Annotated in this window: 16 protein-coding genes; 9 read left to right on the top strand and 7 right to left on the bottom strand. The window is 72.3% G+C overall.

Annotated features, from left to right (window positions below; genetic code table 11):
- Positions 1-23: 23 nt before the first annotated feature.
- Positions 24-830, top strand: a complete 807-nt coding sequence (locus AC6EI4_RS03530; RefSeq protein WP_498450596.1) for an NAD-dependent epimerase/dehydratase family protein — start codon at positions 24-26, stop codon at positions 828-830.
- 65 nt (positions 831-895) lie between these two features.
- Entirely contained in the window at positions 896-1894 is a 999-nt protein-coding gene (locus AC6EI4_RS03535) for an aldo/keto reductase (RefSeq protein ID WP_498450597.1), read from the top strand.
- Here AC6EI4_RS03535 and AC6EI4_RS03540 read toward each other — a convergent pair.
- Positions 1864-2337: an SRPBCC family protein gene (locus AC6EI4_RS03540; protein ID WP_498450598.1), complete on the bottom strand. Its 474-nt coding sequence runs from the start codon at positions 2335-2337 to the stop codon at positions 1864-1866. The genes AC6EI4_RS03535 and AC6EI4_RS03540 overlap by 31 nt on opposite strands.
- Positions 2338-2388: 51 nt before the next feature.
- Between AC6EI4_RS03540 and AC6EI4_RS03545 the strand changes: the two genes are divergently transcribed.
- The 6 genes from AC6EI4_RS03545 to AC6EI4_RS03570 all read left to right on the top strand — a co-directional run bounded on the left by AC6EI4_RS03545 (position 2389) and on the right by AC6EI4_RS03570 (position 8859).
- Positions 2389-4044 carry a phospho-sugar mutase gene (locus AC6EI4_RS03545; protein ID WP_498450599.1) on the top strand — a complete coding sequence of 552 codons (1656 nt, stop codon included), beginning with the start codon at positions 2389-2391 and terminating at the stop codon, positions 4042-4044.
- A gap of 52 nt (positions 4045-4096) precedes the next feature.
- Complete coding sequence (deoC, locus tag AC6EI4_RS03550) at positions 4097-5086, top strand: deoxyribose-phosphate aldolase (RefSeq protein WP_498423463.1); 990 nt, start codon at positions 4097-4099, stop codon at positions 5084-5086.
- Positions 5087-5091: 5 nt separating this feature from the next.
- Positions 5092-6534, top strand: a complete 1443-nt coding sequence (locus AC6EI4_RS03555; protein WP_498450600.1) for an aldehyde dehydrogenase family protein — start codon at positions 5092-5094, stop codon at positions 6532-6534.
- Entirely contained in the window at positions 6534-7424 is an 891-nt protein-coding gene (locus tag AC6EI4_RS03560; RefSeq protein WP_498423465.1) for an aldehyde dehydrogenase family protein, read from the top strand. Before AC6EI4_RS03555 ends, AC6EI4_RS03560 begins: the two co-directional genes overlap by 1 nt.
- Positions 7425-7652: 228 nt before the next feature.
- Positions 7653-8252 (top strand): nucleoside/nucleotide kinase family protein, encoded by a 600-nt coding sequence (locus AC6EI4_RS03565; protein ID WP_498450601.1) that lies wholly within the window; start codon positions 7653-7655, stop codon positions 8250-8252.
- Between the two features lie 7 nt (positions 8253-8259).
- Positions 8260-8859: a hypothetical protein gene (locus tag AC6EI4_RS03570; RefSeq protein WP_498450602.1), complete on the top strand. Its 600-nt coding sequence runs from the start codon at positions 8260-8262 to the stop codon at positions 8857-8859.
- Here AC6EI4_RS03570 and AC6EI4_RS03575 read toward each other — a convergent pair.
- A complete protein-coding gene (locus tag AC6EI4_RS03575) occupies positions 8831-9937 on the bottom strand; it encodes an adenosine deaminase (protein WP_498450603.1) in 1107 nt (368 codons plus the stop codon). The two genes, AC6EI4_RS03570 and AC6EI4_RS03575, sit on opposite strands and share 29 nt — an antisense overlap.
- Positions 9938-9988: 51 nt before the next feature.
- Between AC6EI4_RS03575 and AC6EI4_RS03580 the strand changes: the two genes are divergently transcribed.
- Positions 9989-10441: a MaoC family dehydratase gene (locus AC6EI4_RS03580; RefSeq protein ID WP_498423470.1), complete on the top strand. Its 453-nt coding sequence runs from the start codon at positions 9989-9991 to the stop codon at positions 10439-10441.
- Positions 10442-10523: 82 nt separating this feature from the next.
- Here AC6EI4_RS03580 and AC6EI4_RS03585 read toward each other — a convergent pair whose 3' ends face one another.
- The 5 genes from AC6EI4_RS03585 to AC6EI4_RS03605 are packed head-to-tail and all read right to left on the bottom strand — an operon-like array spanning position 10524 to position 16138.
- Entirely contained in the window at positions 10524-11807 is a 1284-nt protein-coding gene (locus AC6EI4_RS03585; RefSeq protein ID WP_498450604.1) for a thymidine phosphorylase, read from the bottom strand.
- Entirely contained in the window at positions 11804-12235 is a 432-nt protein-coding gene (locus AC6EI4_RS03590; RefSeq protein ID WP_498450605.1) for a cytidine deaminase, read from the bottom strand. The genes AC6EI4_RS03585 and AC6EI4_RS03590 overlap by 4 nt, the downstream gene beginning before the upstream one ends.
- Positions 12232-13506 (bottom strand): ABC transporter permease, encoded by a 1275-nt coding sequence (locus tag AC6EI4_RS03595; RefSeq protein WP_498423474.1) that lies wholly within the window; start codon positions 13504-13506, stop codon positions 12232-12234. The genes AC6EI4_RS03590 and AC6EI4_RS03595 overlap by 4 nt, the downstream gene beginning before the upstream one ends.
- Complete coding sequence (locus AC6EI4_RS03600; protein ID WP_498423475.1) at positions 13503-14594, bottom strand: ABC transporter permease; 1092 nt, start codon at positions 14592-14594, stop codon at positions 13503-13505. Before AC6EI4_RS03600 ends, AC6EI4_RS03595 begins: the two co-directional genes overlap by 4 nt.
- On the bottom strand, positions 14591-16138 hold the full coding sequence (locus AC6EI4_RS03605) for an ABC transporter ATP-binding protein (protein WP_498450606.1): 1548 nt from the start codon (positions 16136-16138) through the stop codon (positions 14591-14593). Before AC6EI4_RS03605 ends, AC6EI4_RS03600 begins: the two co-directional genes overlap by 4 nt.
- Between the last annotated feature and the right edge of the window lie 104 nt (positions 16139-16242).

The raw sequence follows: 16242 nt of genomic DNA on the forward strand, positions 1-16242 counted from the left end.
GGTCACGGCACGAGAGGGCAGCGATGAGGATCCTCGTCACCGGAGCCGCCGGCAGCATCGGGCAGGTCCTCATGCCCGCGCTGTGCAACGCCGACCACGAGGTCGTCGGCCTCGACCTGCTGCCCGCGCCCGAGGGGTACGACGGGGCGTGGCACACCGCGGACGCCGTCGACGCCGACGCCGTGCAGGCAGCGGTCGGCGCCCAGCCCCTCGACGCGATCGTGCACCTGGCCGGGATCCCCGACGAGACCGATCTCCCCGGGGCGCTGGCCAGCCATGTCGTGACCACCGCCGCGCTGCTCGACGCGATGGTGACGCACGCGGTGCCGCGGATCGTCTACGCCTCCTCCAACCACGCGGTGGGGCGCACCCCGCGCCGGCCCGACACCGACCTGCTCGGCGTCGACGCCCGCCCGCGCCCCGACACCTTCTACGGCGTGGGCAAGGTCGCGGCCGAGGCTCTGCTCAGCCTGTACGCGGACCGCTACGCGCTGGACACGGTCGCCTGCCGGATCGGCTCCTTCCTCCCTCAGCCCCAGACCCGCCGGCACCTGTCCACGTGGCTGTCCCACGACGACTGCGTGCGGATGGTGGACGCCGCGCTGACCACGCCGGCGCCGGGCTTCGCGGTGCTCTACGGCATCTCCGCCAACACCCGCGCCTGGTGGGACCTGGCCCCCGGACGGGCCCTGGGCTACGAGCCCCGCGACGACGCCGAGCGCTTCGCCGCCGAGATCGCGGAGTCCCCCGACGACGCCGACGAGGCGGCCTACGTCGGAGGCCCGTTCGCCGGCGCCGCCTTCTACCGCAACGCGCTGCCGCCGGCCTGACTCGGAGTCCCGGCTCGCGGGCCGGAGGTCTTGAAGTGCGCCGGCCACCGGCGTTGACTCGGCCCATGACCTCCCTCGGCACCCGCGTCCTCGGCCACGCCAGCCCCCTGACCGTCTCCACCCTCGGCCTCGGCTGCATGGGGATGTCGGAGTTCTACGGCACCGGCGACGAGGCCGAGGCGCTCGCCACCATCCGCCGCGCGCTCGACCTGGGCGTGACGTTCCTCGACACCGCCGACATGTACGGCCCCTTCACCAACGAGAAGCTCGTCGGCAAGGCGATCGCCGGACGCCGCGACGAGGTCCAGCTGGCCACGAAGTTCGGCAACGAGCGCCTCCCGGACGGGACCCGGGTGGGCATCAACGGGCGCCCGGACTACGTGCACCGGGCCTGCGACGCCTCGCTTCAGCGGCTCGGCGTCGACCACATCGACCTCTACTACCAGCACCGCGTGGACCGCAGCGTGCCCATCGAGGAGACCGTGGGCGCGATGGCCGAGCTGGTCGCCGCCGGCAAGGTGCGCCATCTCGGGCTCTCGGAGGCCTCCGCGCAGACGATCCGCCGCGCCCACACCACCGCGCCGATCACCGCCCTGCAGACCGAGTACTCGCTGTTCACCCGCGACCTCGAGGACGAGATCCTGCCGACGATCCGCGAGCTCGGCATCGGCCTGGTCCCCTACTCCCCGCTCGGTCGCGGGCTGCTCACCGGCGCCATCACCAGCCAGCAGCAGCTGAGCGAGGACGACTCGCGACGGACCTCCTACTTCCCCCGGTTCCAGGCGGAGGCGCTGGAGCACAACCTGCGGCTGGTCGCCCGGATCCGCGAGCAGGCCGACGCGCTCGGGCTCACCCCGGGCCAGCTGGCGCTCGCCTGGGTGCTCGCGCAGGGCGACGACGTGGTGCCGATCCCCGGCACCAAGCGGGTGCGCTACCTCGAGGAGAACGCCGCCGCGGCCACCGTCGATCTGGACGCCGATGTGCTCTCCACCCTGGCGGACGCGGTGCCCCGCGAGGCCGTGATCGGCGCGCGCTACGGCGACATGTCGTCGATCGAGGCCTGAGCGGGCTCCGCCAGTCTCCGCCGCAGACCGGTCAGGCAGCCGGCCATCATCCGGTCGTGGTTCCAGCGCAGCACCGGCCGCGCGACGTACGACGCGAGGCCGAGCAGCGTGCCGGTGACGCGCACGTCCTGCTCGAAGTCGACCCGCGTCCCCCCGTCCTGCTCGGCGAGCCGGAAGCGCACCGAGCCCTCGAGGTCGCCGGAGATCGTCGTCTCCAGCAGCGGCGCCTCGCGGTGCACCGCGGTCAGGCGCAGCTCCAGGGTGTAGGGCAGCACCGAGCGGCACAGCACCAGCGCGTCGTCGGGACCGAGCCGGGCGACGGCGAGGATCTGCGGCCACCACCCCGGGTAGTGCTCGAGATCACTGAGCGGGGCCGCCACCGACCGCACCGGATGCGGCAGCCACCAGGAGTCACGAAACGAGTAGGTCACCACGGGCGCCATCCTGCCCGCACCCCCGGCGCAGCGCACCCGCGCAGGGGCTACCGTGCGGTCATGAGCACAGTCGACCTCTCGAACCTGCTGAACCTCGCGCGCGCCTGGATCGCGGAGGATCCCGACGACCAGACCCGCGCCGAGCTCGAGCAGGCCGTCGCCGCGGCGCAGGCCGGGGGCGACCCGGCGGACCTGGCCGACCGGTTCGCCGGCACCCTGCAGTTCGGCACCGCGGGGCTGCGTGGCGCGCTGGGCGCGGGGTCCAACCGGATGAACCGCGTCGTGGTGACCCGCGCCGCGGCCGGCCTGGCGGCGTACCTGCGCGACAGCGGGGTGCCCGCCGACTCCAGCGTGGTGATCGGCTTCGACGCCCGCCACAACTCCGACGTGTTCGCCCGCGACACCGCCGAGGTGATGACCGGCGCCGGCCTGCGCGCGCTGGTGCTCCCCCGCCCGCTGCCGACGCCGCTGCTGGCCTTCGCCATCCGCGAGCTCGGAGCCGTCGCCGGGGTGATGGTCACCGCCAGCCACAACCCGCCCCAGGACAACGGCTACAAGGTCTACCTCGGCGACGGCTGCCAGATCGTGTCGCCGGCCGACCAGGAGATCGCCACGCGGATCGCCGCGGTCGGCGCCCTCGCCGACGTGCCCCGCGGCGCGCCCGGCGAGGTCCTCGACGAGCAGATCGTGGACCGCTACCTGGACACCGTCGCAGGCCTGGCCGCCGACGGGCCGCGTGACCTCGAGATCGTCTACACGCCGCTGCACGGCGTCGGCGCCACGTCGGTCATCCAGGTGCTGGAGACGGCCGGCTTCAAGGCCCCGCACGTGGTCGCCGAGCAGGAGCTGCCCGACCCCGACTTCCCCACCGTCGCCTTCCCGAACCCCGAGGAGCCCGGCGCGATGGACCTCGCGCTGGCCCTGGCCCAGCGCACCGACGCCGACCTCGTGGTGGCCAACGACCCCGACGCCGACCGGTGCGCCGCGGCGGTGCCCGGGCCGCACGGCTGGCGGATGCTGCGCGGCGACGAGGTGGGCGCGCTGCTCGCCAAGCACCTGCTCGACAGCGGACGCACCGGCGTCTTCGCCACCTCCATCGTCTCGTCCTCGCTGCTGGGCAGGATGGCGGCGGCCGCGGGTCAGGCGTACACCGAGACGCTGACCGGGTTCAAGTGGATCGGACGCATCGAGGGCCTGGCCTTCGGCTACGAGGAGGCGCTTGGCTACTGCGTCGACCCCGAGCACGTCAAGGACAAGGACGGCGTCTCCGCGCTGCTGCTGCTGTGCGAGCTCGCCGCGTCGGTCAAGGCGCAGGGCCGCACGCTCACCGACGTCCTCGACGACATCGCCCGCGAGCACGGCCTGCACGCCACCGACCAGCTCTCGGTCCGGGTCAGCGACCTCGCCGAGATCGGACGTGCGATGCAGCAGCTGCGCACCACTCCCCCGGTGTCGCTGGGCGGCCTGGCCGTCGAGGGGATCGACGACCTGTCCCTCGGCTCCCCGCAGCTTCCCCCCACCGACGGGCTGCGCTACCGGCTGGCCGGCGGGGCCCGGGTGATCGTGCGCCCGAGCGGCACCGAGCCCAAGATCAAGTGCTACCTCGAGGTGGTCGTCCCGGTCGAGGCCGGCGAGGGAGTCGACGCCGCACGGATCGCCGCGGCGGGCCGGCTCGACGCCGTGCGCAACGACATCAAGGCCGCCGCCGGGCTGTGAGCCCGGGTGGGGGTGCCGCTCACCGACGAGCCGGTCGGCCTATGCTTGCTCGGTGACGAGCACCCCCATCAACGCTGCCGCAACGGCCGTTCCCGCAGCAGGTCCGACGGGAGGGGACTTCTTCGACATCACCGGCTCGGAGTCCTCGCTGCGCCGCTTCCTGCACGGGCTTCCCGGCGTCGACCAGGTCGGGGCCGATGCCCGGGCCGCAACCCTGGGTTCGCGCTCCATCAAGGCCGCCTCCAAGGCCTACGCCCTGGACCTGGCCATCCGGATGGTCGACCTGACCACGCTCGAGGGGCAGGACACCCCGGGCAAGGTCCGGGCACTGTCGGCCAAGGCCCTGCGCCCCGACCCGGCCGACCCGACCTGCCCGAGCACCGCGGCGGTCTGCGTCTACCCGGACATGGTCGCGCACGCCAAGGAGGTCGTCGGCGACCGGGTCAACGTGGCCGCCGTCGCCACCGCGTTCCCCAGCGGCCGGGCCGCGCTCGACATCAAGCTCGCCGACACCCGTGACGCGGTCGAGGCCGGCGCCGACGAGATCGACATGGTCATCGACCGCGGCGCGTTCCTCAGCGGGCGCTACCTCGACGTCCACGACGAGATCGTGGCCGTCAAGCAGGCCTGCGGCGACGCGCACCTCAAGGTGATCTTCGAGACCGGCGAGCTGCAGACCTACGACAACGTACGACGCGCCTCGTGGCTGGCGATGATGGCCGGCGCGCACTTCATCAAGACCTCCACCGGCAAGGTGCAGCCGGCCGCCACCCTGCCGGTCACGATGATCATGCTCCAGGCGGTGCGCGACTTCCGCGCCGCCACCGGCCAGATGGTCGGTGTCAAGCCGGCCGGCGGCATCCGCACCGCCAAGGACGCGATCAAGTACCTGGTGACCGTCAACGAGGTGGCCGGGCCGGACTGGCTGGACCCGCACTGGTTCCGCTTCGGCGCCTCGAGCCTGCTCAACGAGCTGCTCATGCAGCGCACCAAGATGAGCACCGGCCGCTACAGCGGTCCCGACTACTTCACGCTGGACTGAGGACGATGACCTTCGAGTACGCCCCCGCCCCCGAGTCGCGCAGCATCGTCGACCTGCAGGAGTCCTACGGCCTCTTCGTCGACGGCGCCTTCGGCGACGGCCACGGCACACCGTTCAAGACGATCAACCCCGCGACCGAGGAGGTGCTGGCCGAGGTCGCCGAGGCCGACGCCGCCGACGTCGACCGCGCGGTCAAGGCGGCCCGGCGCGCCTACGACCGGGTCTGGTCGAAGATGCCCGGCCGCGAGCGCGCCAAGTACCTCTACCGCATCGCCCGGCTGATCCAGGAGCGCAGCCGCGAGCTGGCGGTGCTGGAGACCCTCGACAACGGCAAGCCGATCCGCGAGGCCCGCGACGTCGACGTGCCCACCGCCGCGGCGCACTTCTTCTACTACGCCGGCTGGGCCGACAAGCTCGAGTACGCCGTGGCCCAGCCGCTGGCCGACGGCCGCACCCCGCAGCCGGTGGGCGTCGCCGCGCAGGTCATCCCGTGGAACTTCCCGATGCTGATGCTGGCCTGGAAGGTCGCCCCGGCGCTGGCCGCCGGCAACACCGTCGTGCTGAAGCCGGCCGAGACCACCCCGCTGACCGCGCTGCTCTTCGCCGAGATCTGCCAGCAGGCCGGCCTCCCGGCGGGCGTCGTCAACATCGTCACCGGCGCCGGGGAGACCGGGCGCGCCCTGGTCGAGCACCCGGACGTCGACAAGGTCGCCTTCACCGGCTCCACCGCCGTCGGCCGCGAGATCGCGAAGACGGTCGCCGGCTCCCGCAAGCGGGTCACCCTGGAGCTGGGCGGCAAGGCCGCCAACATCGTCTTCGACGACGCCCCGATGGACGAGGCGATCGAGGGCATCGTCAACGGCATCTTCTTCAACCAGGGCCACGTGTGCTGCGCCGGCTCCCGGCTGCTGGTGCAGGAGTCGGTCCTCGACGACGTCCTCGACCGGCTCAAGCGCCGGATGGCCACCCTGCGGGTGGGCGACCCGCTCGACAAGAACACCGACGTCGGCGCGATCAACTCCGCCGAGCAGCTGGCCCGGATCCGCGACCTCTCCGCCATCGGCGAGGCCGAGGGCGCCGAGCGCTGGGCCCCCGCCTGCGACCTGCCCGAGCGCGGCTTCTGGTTCCCCCCGACGCTGTTCACCGGCGTCACCCAGGCCCACCGGATCGCCCGCGACGAGATCTTCGGCCCGGTGCTGTCGGTGCTGACCTTCCGCACCCCCGCCGAGGCGGTCGAGAAGGCCAACAACACGCCGTTCGGGCTGTCGGCAGGCGTGTGGACCGACAAGGGCTCGCGGATGCTGTGGATGGCCGACCGGCTGCGCGCCGGCGTGGTGTGGGCCAACACGTTCAACAAGTTCGACCCGACCAGCCCCTTCGGTGGCTACAAGGAGTCCGGGTACGGCCGCGAGGGCGGCCGGCACGGGCTGGAGGGGTACCTCAAGTGATGAAGCGCGACAACTCGCAGTCCACGCGGATCGAGGTCCGCAAGACCTGGAAGCTCTACATCGGCGGGGCCTTCCCCCGCTCGGAGTCGGGCTACTCCTACCTCGTCAACGACGCAGAGGGGAACTTCGTGGCCAACGCCTCGCTGGCCAGCCGCAAGGACGCCCGCGACGCCGTCGTGGCGGCCCGCAAGGCGTTCGGCGGCTGGGCCGGCCGCACGGCGTACAACCGCGCGCAGATCCTCTACCGCGTCGCCGAGGTGATGGAGGACCGTCGCCCGCAGTTCGTGCACGCCGTGCGCCAGGCCGAGGGCCTCGACGAGGCGGCGGCCGAGGCCGTCGTCGACGAGGCGGTCGACCGGCTGGTCTGGTACGCCGGCTGGGCCGACAAGATCGGACAGGTCGTCGGCAGCGCCAACCCGGTGGCCGGGCCCTACTTCAACCTCTCCAGCCCGGAGCCGACCGGCGTCGTCGCGGTGCTGGCCCCGCAGGGCTCGTCCCTGCTCGGGCTGGTCAGCGTCCTGGCCCCGGTGATCGTCACCGGCAACACCGCGGTCGTGGTCTCCTCCCACCAGCGTCCGCTGCCGGCGATCACCCTCGCCGAGGTGCTCGCCACCTCCGACGTGCCCGGTGGCGTGGTGAACCTGCTCACCGGGTCCGCCGCGACGATCGGCCCGTGGCTGGCCTCGCACATGGACGTCAACGCGATCGACCTGACCGGGGTGGCCGGCGACGCCGAGCTGGCCACCGCGCTCGAGGTCGGGGCCGCGGAGAACCTGAAGCGGGTCCGCCGGGCCCCGGACGCCGAGCCGGACTGGAGCGTCCGTCCCTCGCTGGATGCGATGACGGACTTCCTCGAGATCAAGACGGTCTGGCACCCGATCGGGATCTGAGCGGCTGGTTTGTCGGCTTCCGTGGGCGGGAGTGCACGTCGGCCTCGATGACCCTGTCGAGCGGGTCTTCGAGTTGGCTGTAGTCGGTCATCGGGTGGACCAGGAGGACGCCTTCCACCGTTTGCGGCAGGCGCGCTCCGGAGGCCATCGAGCAGGTCCGCGACGCGCAGCCCGGCTACTGACCTCCCCTGGTCCCGGAGCGCGGACCGCCTGCGGCAGAATGATCCGGTGCGCGCTCGAGTGATCGTCCTGGCCGGGCCGTCGGGCTCCGGCAAGTCCCGGCTCGCCGAGCGACTCGGGCTCCCCGTCCTCCGGCTCGACGACTTCTACCGTGACGGCGGCGACGCCGACCTGCCGCGCATCGAGCAGGGCGCCAACGCCGGCATGGTCGACTGGGACGACCCCGCGTCCTGGCTGCACGACGACGCGCTCGAGACCCTCGAGACCCTGTGCCGCGAGCAGCGGGCGGAGGTGCCGATCTACGAGATCGCCCAGGACGGCCGCTGCGGATCGCGGCCCCTCGACCTCGGCGATCACCGGCTCTTCGTGGCGGAGGGCATCTTCGCGCAGGAGATCGTGCCGGCGGCTCGTGCCCGCGGCCTGGTCGCCGCGGCGTACTGCGTGCACCACCATCCGCTGGTGACCTTCTGGCGCCGGCTCACCCGGGACCTGCGCGAGCACCGCAAGCCCCCGCTGGTCCTGGTGCGCCGCGGCGCGGCGCTGATGCGCGACCAGCGCCGCGTGGTGGACCACGCGGTGGCGCTGGGCTGCACGCCCCTGCGGCCGCACGACGCCTACGACGCCATCCAGTCGCTCGTCCACGGCTGAGCCTCCCGTGGACCAGGCGCTGCCCTTCCCCACGGGCCTGGTCCAGCCCGACCAGACGACCTGCGGGCCGGCGGTCGCCGTCACCGCGCGGATGCTCCTCGATCCGCCGTACCGCGCGTGGGTCGCCGCGGGCACTCCCCCGACCACGCGGTTCGCCCACGAGGTCGCGTCCACGCACGCCCGGCTCGCCTCGTGGCTGGGTCCGGACGGCCGGCCACAGCTCCCGTGGCCGCGAGCGCTCGGCACCGCTCCCTGGGCGCTGGCGCGGCTGCTCGGCTCCCCCAGCGGCCGCCCCGCCACGTCGTACGGCGTGCGGGCGGTCTGGCCCAGCAGGCGCGGGCGCGCTCGCGCCTTCGACCGGCTGGTGGACGCGCTGGCCGGCCGCGCCCCGGCGCCGCTCTACGTCGGCAACCGCCGGGCCCCGCGCCACGTGGTGCTCGTGGTGGGTGCGGAGCCCGGCCGGCTGCGCTGCTACGACCCGGCCCGGGGACGGCCCGTCGACGTCTCGCGCGCCGCCTTCGTGGACGGCCCGCTGCGGGTGTCGGGCTGGCGGGTCCCCTGGCTGGTGGTGGTGCCGGTCAGGACGGGTCGGCGTACCAGGGCTTGATCACGTCGTTGATGATCGCCAGCCGCTCGTCGAAGGGCAGGAACGCCGACTTCATCGCGTTGATGGCGAACCAGCGCAGGTCGTCGAGGGTGTAGCCGAACGCCTCGACCAGCGACCACATCTCCGCGGTCATCGAGGTGCCGCTCATCAGCCGGTTGTCGGTGTTCACCGTGACCCGGAAGCGCAGGTCGTTGAGGACCCCGATCGGGTGCTCCGCGATCGACTTGGCCGCCCCGGTCTGCACGTTGGAGGCGGGGCACATCTCGAGCGGGATGCGCTTGTCGCGCACGTAGGCCGCGAGCCGGCCCAGCTCGACGGAGCCGTCCTCGTGCACGGTGATGTCGTCGATGATGCGCACGCCGTGGCCCAGCCGGTCGGCGCCGCACCACTGGATCGCCTCCCAGATCGAGGGCAGCCCGAAGGCCTCCCCGGCGTGGATGGTGAAGTGGGCGTTCTCGCGCTGCAGGTACTCGAACGCGTCGAGGTGGCGGGTGGGCGGGTAGCCGGCCTCCGCGCCGGCGATGTCGAAGCCTGCGACGCCGCGGTCGCGCCAGGCCACCGCCAGCTCGGCGATCTCGCGCGAGCGGGCCTGGTGTCGCATCGCGGTGAGCAGCTGGCGCACCACGATCCGGCCCTGGGCCGCCTCGGTGCCCGCGTCGAAGCCCCGCTGCACCGCGGCGACGACCTCGTCGAGGCTGAGACCGCCCTCGACGTGCTGCTCGGGGGCGTAGCGGATCTCGGCGTACACCACGCCGTCGGCGGCCAGGTCCTCGACGCACTCACGCGCCACCCGGGTCAGCGCGTCGGCGGTCTGCATCACCGCGACGGTGTGGTCGAACGTCTCCAGGTAGCGCGGCAGCGAGCCGGAGTCCGCCGACTCGGTGAACCACCGGGCCAGGGACTCGGCATCCGGGGCGGGCAGCTCGTGGCCGATCTCCGCGGCCAGCTCGACGATGGTCGCAGGCCGGAGCCCGCCGTCCAGGTGATCGTGCAGCAACACCTTGGGAGCGCGGTGGACCTGCTCCCACGTGGGCGTCGTTGCGGCGGTAGGTTCGGCGAGGGAGTGGGACGTCGTCATGCACGTCATTGTCCCACCGGACCCTGACGTCCCAGACCAAGGAGCAGACGAATGCGCGTGTTCACCACCCTCGACGAGGTCGCCGCCGCTGTCGGCGAAGAGCTCGGCACCACCGAGTGGGTCGAGATCGACCAGGACCGGGTCGACAAGTTCGCGGAGGCCACCGGCGACCACCAGTGGATCCACGTCGACGTCGAGCGCGCGAAGCAGGGGCCCTTCGGCGGCACCATCGCCCACGGCTACCTGACGCTCTCGCTGGTCCCCTGGCTGGGCACCCAGGTCTTCGACCTGGCCACGCCCGGCGCCAAGCTGAACTACGGCGTCAACAAGGTGCGCTTCCCCAACCCCGTGCGGGTCGGCTCCCGGGTGCGGGCCACCGTCTCGGTCGCCGACGTCACCGACCTCCCGGCCGGCAAGCAGCTGACGCTGAAGTACGTCGTGGAGATCGAGAACGAGACCAAGCCCGCCTGCGTCGCCGAGACCGTGGTCCTGCTCCTGCCCTGACCCGGACGCACGACCGCCGTCGCGCAGGCTCCTCTCGGAGCGTGCGCGACGGCGGTGGTGACCGGCTCTGCGGTGCGCCCGGTCAGGAGATCCGGTCGATCACCAGCGACTGGGGCGTGTACGACGCCGCGTCACCGATGTCGTAGCCGCCCTCGAGGCTGGCCAGCGCCCGCTCGAAGCGGTCCGGCTCGTCGGTCAGCAGGGTGAACAGGGGCTGGCCCTGCTCCACCCGGTCGCCGGGGCGGGCGTGCCACACCACACCGGCGCCAGCCTGGACCGGGTCCTCCTTGCGACCGCGCCCGGCACCGAGACGCCAGGCCGCCAGGCCCACCGCCATCGCGTCGAGCCGGGTCAGCGTCCCGCTGACGGGCACCGTGACGACGTGCTCCTCGCGGGCGCGCGGCATCGCTGCGTCGGGGTCGCCGCCCTGGGCGCTGATCATCCGGCGCCAGGCGTCCATCGCCGAGCCGTCGGCGAGCTTGTCGGCCGGGTCGACGTCGTCGCGCCCGGCGCCGGCGAGCATCTCCCGGGCCAGGGCCAGGGTGAGCTCCACGACGTCGGCGGGGCCGCCGCCGGCCAGCACCTCCACCGACTCCGCGACCTCGATCGCGTTGCCGGCGGTGCGCCCCAGCGGGGTGGCCATGTCGGTGAGCAGCGCGACCGTGCGCACGCCCGCGTCCTTGCCCAGCGCGACCATCGTCTCGGCCAGCTCCCGGGCGCGCGCCTCGTCCTTCATGAAGGCACCGCTGCCCACCTTCACGTCGAGGACCAGCGAGCCGGTGCCCTCGGCGATCTTCTTGGACATGATCGAGGAGGCGATCAGCGGGATCGCCTCGACCGTGCCGGTGACGTCGCGCAGCGCGTAGAGCTTCTTGTCGGCCGGGGCCAGCCCGGTGCCGGCGGCGCAGATGACCGCGCCCACCGACTCGAGCTGCTCGAGCATCGCCTCGTTCGACAGCGACGCCTGCCAGCCGGGGATCGCCTCCAGCTTGTCCAGCGTGCCGCCGGTGTGGCCGAGGCCGCGCCCGGAGAGCTGCGGCACCGCCACCCCGCAGGCCGCGACGAGCGGCGCCAGCGGCAGCGTGATCTTGTCGCCGACACCGCCGGTGGAGTGCTTGTCGGCGGTCGGGCGGGACAGCGAGGAGAAGTCCATCCGCTCCCCCGACGCGATCATCGCGTTGGTCCAGCGGGCGATCTCGCGACGACCCATGCCGTTGAGCAGGATCGCCATGGCGAGGCTCGCCATCTGCTCCTCGGCCACGGCACCGTGGGTGTAGGCGTCGATCACCCAGTCGATCTGGCTGTCGCTCAGCTCACCCCCGTCACGCTTGGCGGTGATCACCTCGATGGCGTCGTGCTTGCTCACTGATCTCTCCCTTCGAGTGCTTCCGGTCCGAAGGCGTCCGGCAGTACCTGGTCCATCCGGCGGATGCCGGAGACCGTCTGTAGCAGCAGTTCGGGCCCACCGTGCTCGAAGAGCAGCTGGCGGCACCGGCCGCACGGCATGATCACGTCCCCGTCCTCGCGCACGCAGACGAAGTGCGTGAGCCGGCCCCCGCCGCTGGCGTGGAGCTGCGAGACGAGCCCGCACTCCGCGCAGAGCGCCACGCCGTACGAGGCGTTCTCGACGTTGCAGCCGACGACGATGCGACCGTCCGCGACCCGGGCCGCGGCCCCGACCCGGTAGCCCGAGTAGGGCGCGTAGGCCTGCGCCGTCATGGCGCGAGCGGCCTGGCGGAGCTCCTCCCAGCCCGGGTCGACGCCGGCTGGGTCGGCGCCGTCGGCGGTGCTCATCCCGCCGAGCCCTTGCGGTAGACCTGACCGGCGGTCGCCGGCATCCGCAGCGACTGCGAGGCGAACGCGAGCACGAACAGCGTCGCGACGTACGGCGTCATGCTGGAGAAGTCCGGCGGGATCCGGTCGGTGAGCGCCCACCACACGACGAACACCGCACCCAGCCCGGCGAAGACGACCGCGCGCGTGGAGACACCGGTGCGGCGCAGCTGCAGGGCGCCGAGGATCAGCAGCACCACGCCGACCAGCAGCAGCAGGGCGTGCACCGACTCGCTGCCGCCGCGCAGCTCGAGCGCGGTGGAGTAGCCGAAGAGGCCTGCGCCCAGCAGCAGGCCGCCGGGGCGCCAGTTGCCGAAGATCATCGCGGCGAGGCCGATGTAGCCCAGCCCGCCGGTCATCCCGTTCTGGTAGCCCGAGGAGGCCACCAGGGCCAGGTAGGCGCCGCCCAGACCGGCGAACATGCCGGAGATGGTGACCGCGATGACCTTGTAGAGGTAGACGTTGACGCCCAGCGACTCCGCGGCGCTCGGCGACTCGCCCACCGAGCGCAGACGCAGGCCGAACGAGGTGTGCCACAGGATCCAGGCGGTGAACCCGAAGAGTGCGAAGACCAGCAGGGTCACCACCGACATGCGGTCGGTGAGGGCGGCCACGACCGAGAAGAAGTCCGAGACGAAGAACCAGTGCCGCTCCTCCATGTCCTTGGCGAACTCGACGACCGGCTCGATCGTGATCGTCGGGGTGCGCGGCAGGGTCGGGGACTGCGTCGGGCCGCCACCGGGCAGCCCGGTGAAGAACGCCTCGGCCAGGAAGCCGGCCACGCCGACCGCGATGATGTTGATCGCGACACCGGAGACGATGTGGTCGACGCCGATGATCACGGTCGCGTAGGCGTGGATCAGGCCGCCGATGGCGCCGAAGAGGATCGCGCCGAGCAGACCGACGCCGACCCCGTAGTGGTAGGTGAAGTAGCCGGCACCCAGGGTGCCCGCGATCATCATCCCCTCGAGGCCGATGTTGACCACGCCGGCCCGCTCGCACCACAGGCCGCCGAGGCCGGCCAGCGCGATCGGGACCGAGGAGATGATCGCGGCGCGCAGCGCGCCGGCGGAGTCGATGCCGTCGACCCCGGTCACGATGCGCACCAGGGAGATCAGCATCAGCCCCCCGGCCACCATCAGCATCCAGCGGAGCGGAGTGGAGGTCTTCCACCGCGCAGCGGGGGTCGCGGACCTGTGGGTGAGGCCGGCCGGCGAACGGGTGTCGCTCATGCCTTGACTCCTTCGGGCTGGGCGCTGGCGATCTGCTGCGCGACGCTCTGTTGCTCGAGACGGACCCGGTAGCGCCGCACGACCTCGTAGGCCACGACGACAGCGAGCACGATGATGCCTTGGGTGACCGAGACGATGTCCGGGGAGACCCCGACCAGGATGTTGAGCAGCGCTCCCTGGTCGTTGAGGAATGCGAAGATCAGGGCGCCCAGGGCGATGCCGAGGGGGTGGTTGCGTCCCAGCAGCGCGACCGCGATGCCGGAGAAGCCGAGGCCGCTCTGGAACGACGAGCCGTAGCTGTGCGCCTCGCCGAACAGGACCGGCATCCCGATCAGCCCGGCGATCGCGCCGGAGATCAGCATCGTGACGACGATCATCCGCTTCACGTCCACGCCGGCGGCCTTGGCGGCCGTCTCCGAGGCTCCCGTGGCGCGCAGCCCGAAGCCGAAGCTGGTGCGGCTGAGCACCACCGCGTAGACGACGCCGACCACGACGGCGAGGATCGAGAGTCCGTAGACCTCGTTGGCCGCGTCGGGCAGCAGCGAGAAGCCGCCCACCCAGCTCTCCTCGGGTACCGGCTCGGTGGCCCGCGAGTTGCCCGTGCTGACGCCGACCTTGCGCAGGTAGTACCCGACGAGCAGCCCGGCGATCGAGTTCAGCATGATCGTGGAGATCACCTCGCTGACCCCTCGGGTCACCCGGAGCACGGCGGCGATGCCGGCCCACAGGGCGCCGGCCACCATGGCCAGCACGATCGCGAACACGGTGTTCGCGGCCCCGGGCAGCCAGGCCTCGCCGGCCACGTAGGCCGCCACGAACGAGCCCACGCGGTACTGGCCCTCCACGCCGATGTTGAACAGGTTCATCTTGAAGCAGATGGCCGCGGCGACGCCTGCGAGGTAGAGGATCGCGGCGCCGTTGATGATGTTGGTGAGCTGTCGCGGCTCGGGCCACGCCAGCAGGGTGCGCCAGAACAGCCCGACGTCCGCGTCCGTGCTCAGCAGGATCGCGGAGGCGATCAGCCCGGCCAGCGCGAAGGCCAGCACGGGGGCGGCCAGGTTGAGTCCGATTCGTCGTACGGCGTTCATGGGGTCGGGGACTCCTTGCCGGCTCCGGTCATCGCCGAGCCGAGTTCTTGGGCCGTCACCTGCTGTGGGTCGAGCGGTTCGCTGAGCCGGCCTCGCAGGATCACACGGATGGTGTCGGACAGTCCGATCAGCTCGTCGAGGTCGGCCGAGATGAGCAGGACTGCCAGCCCGCTGCGGCGGGCCTCGCGGATGTGGTCCCAGATGGCGGCCTGGGCCGCCACGTCGACTCCGCGGGTCGGGTGCGCGGCGATCAGCAGGTCCGGCCCGGAGCTCATCTCCCGCCCGACGATGAACTTCTGCTGGTTGCCGCCGGAGAGGGCACGCGCGGTGGTCTCCTCGCTGGGCGTGCGCACGTCGTAGTCGGCGATGATGCGGCGCGCGGACTCGCGGGCGACCTTGCGGTTGATCCAGCCGCGGCTGACCAGCGGCCGGCGGGTCTGGTGGCCCAGGATGCGGTTCTCCCACAGCGGCGAGTCCAGCAGGAGGGCGTGGCGGTGGCGGTCCTCGGGGACCACCCCGATGCCCAGCTCGCGGCGACGCCGCACGGACAGCGCGGTGATGTCGCGCTCGCCGAGGTGGATGGTGCCGCCCGTGAGGCTCACCATGCCCATGATCGCCTCGACCAGCTCGGTCTGGCCGTTGCCCTCGACGCCGGCGATGCCGACGACCTCGCCGGCGTGGACGACGAGGTCCACGTCGGTGAGCACGGTGCGTCCGGTGGAGTCGGTGCAGGTGACCCGGTCGACGACCAGGCGGCGCACGTCGGTGACGGTGGACTCCTCGGTCGCCGGCGAGGGGAGCTCGCTGCCGACCATCAGCTCGGCCAGCTGGCGCGAGGTGATGCCCTGCGGCTTCACCGAGGCGACCGTGGTGCCGCGCCGCATCACCGTGATGTCGTCGGCGATGGCCCGGACCTCGTCGAGCTTGTGACTGATGAAGACGATGGTGTGGCCCTCGGCCTTGAGGGTGCGGAGGTTCGCGAAGAGCGCGTCCACCTCCTGCGGCACGAGCACTGCGGTCGGCTCGTCGAGGATGATGATGCGGGCACCGCGATAGAGGACCTTGAGGATCTCCACGCGCTGCCGCGCACCGACTCCCAGCCGCTCGACCAGCAGGTCGGGATCGAGGTCGAAGCCGTACGCCTCGGAGATCCGCACGATCTCCGCGCGGGCGGCGGCGCCGATGCCGTGCCGCTTCTCCGCGCCCAGGACGACGTTCTCGAGCACGGTGAGGTTGTCGGCCAGCTGGAAGTGCTGGAACACCATGCCGATGCCGTGGTCGATCGCGTCGGAGGGCGAGCTGAAGCTGACCTGCTCGCCGTTCACCTCGATCGTGCCCTCGTCCGGCTTCTGCACGCCGTACAGGATCTTCATCAGGGTGGACTTGCCGGCACCGTTCTCGCCGATCAGCGCGTGGACGGTGCTCTGACCGATCGAGAAGCTCACGTCGTGGTTGGCCACCACGCCCGGGAAGCTCTTGCCGATGCCCTCAACCCTCACCGCAACCGCCCCTGGCGGGACGACCGGCTCGGTCGTGTCTGTCACGAAACTTCCTCCTGTGTGATCCGCCGGCGCGCTGCCGCTGGACGCAGATGGGCCCGGACCGGCCCGCGGGGGATGGCCGATCCGGGCCCGGAACTCACGGGGCA

It is taken from the genome of Nocardioides sp. Z43_10 (genome assembly GCF_059766615.1).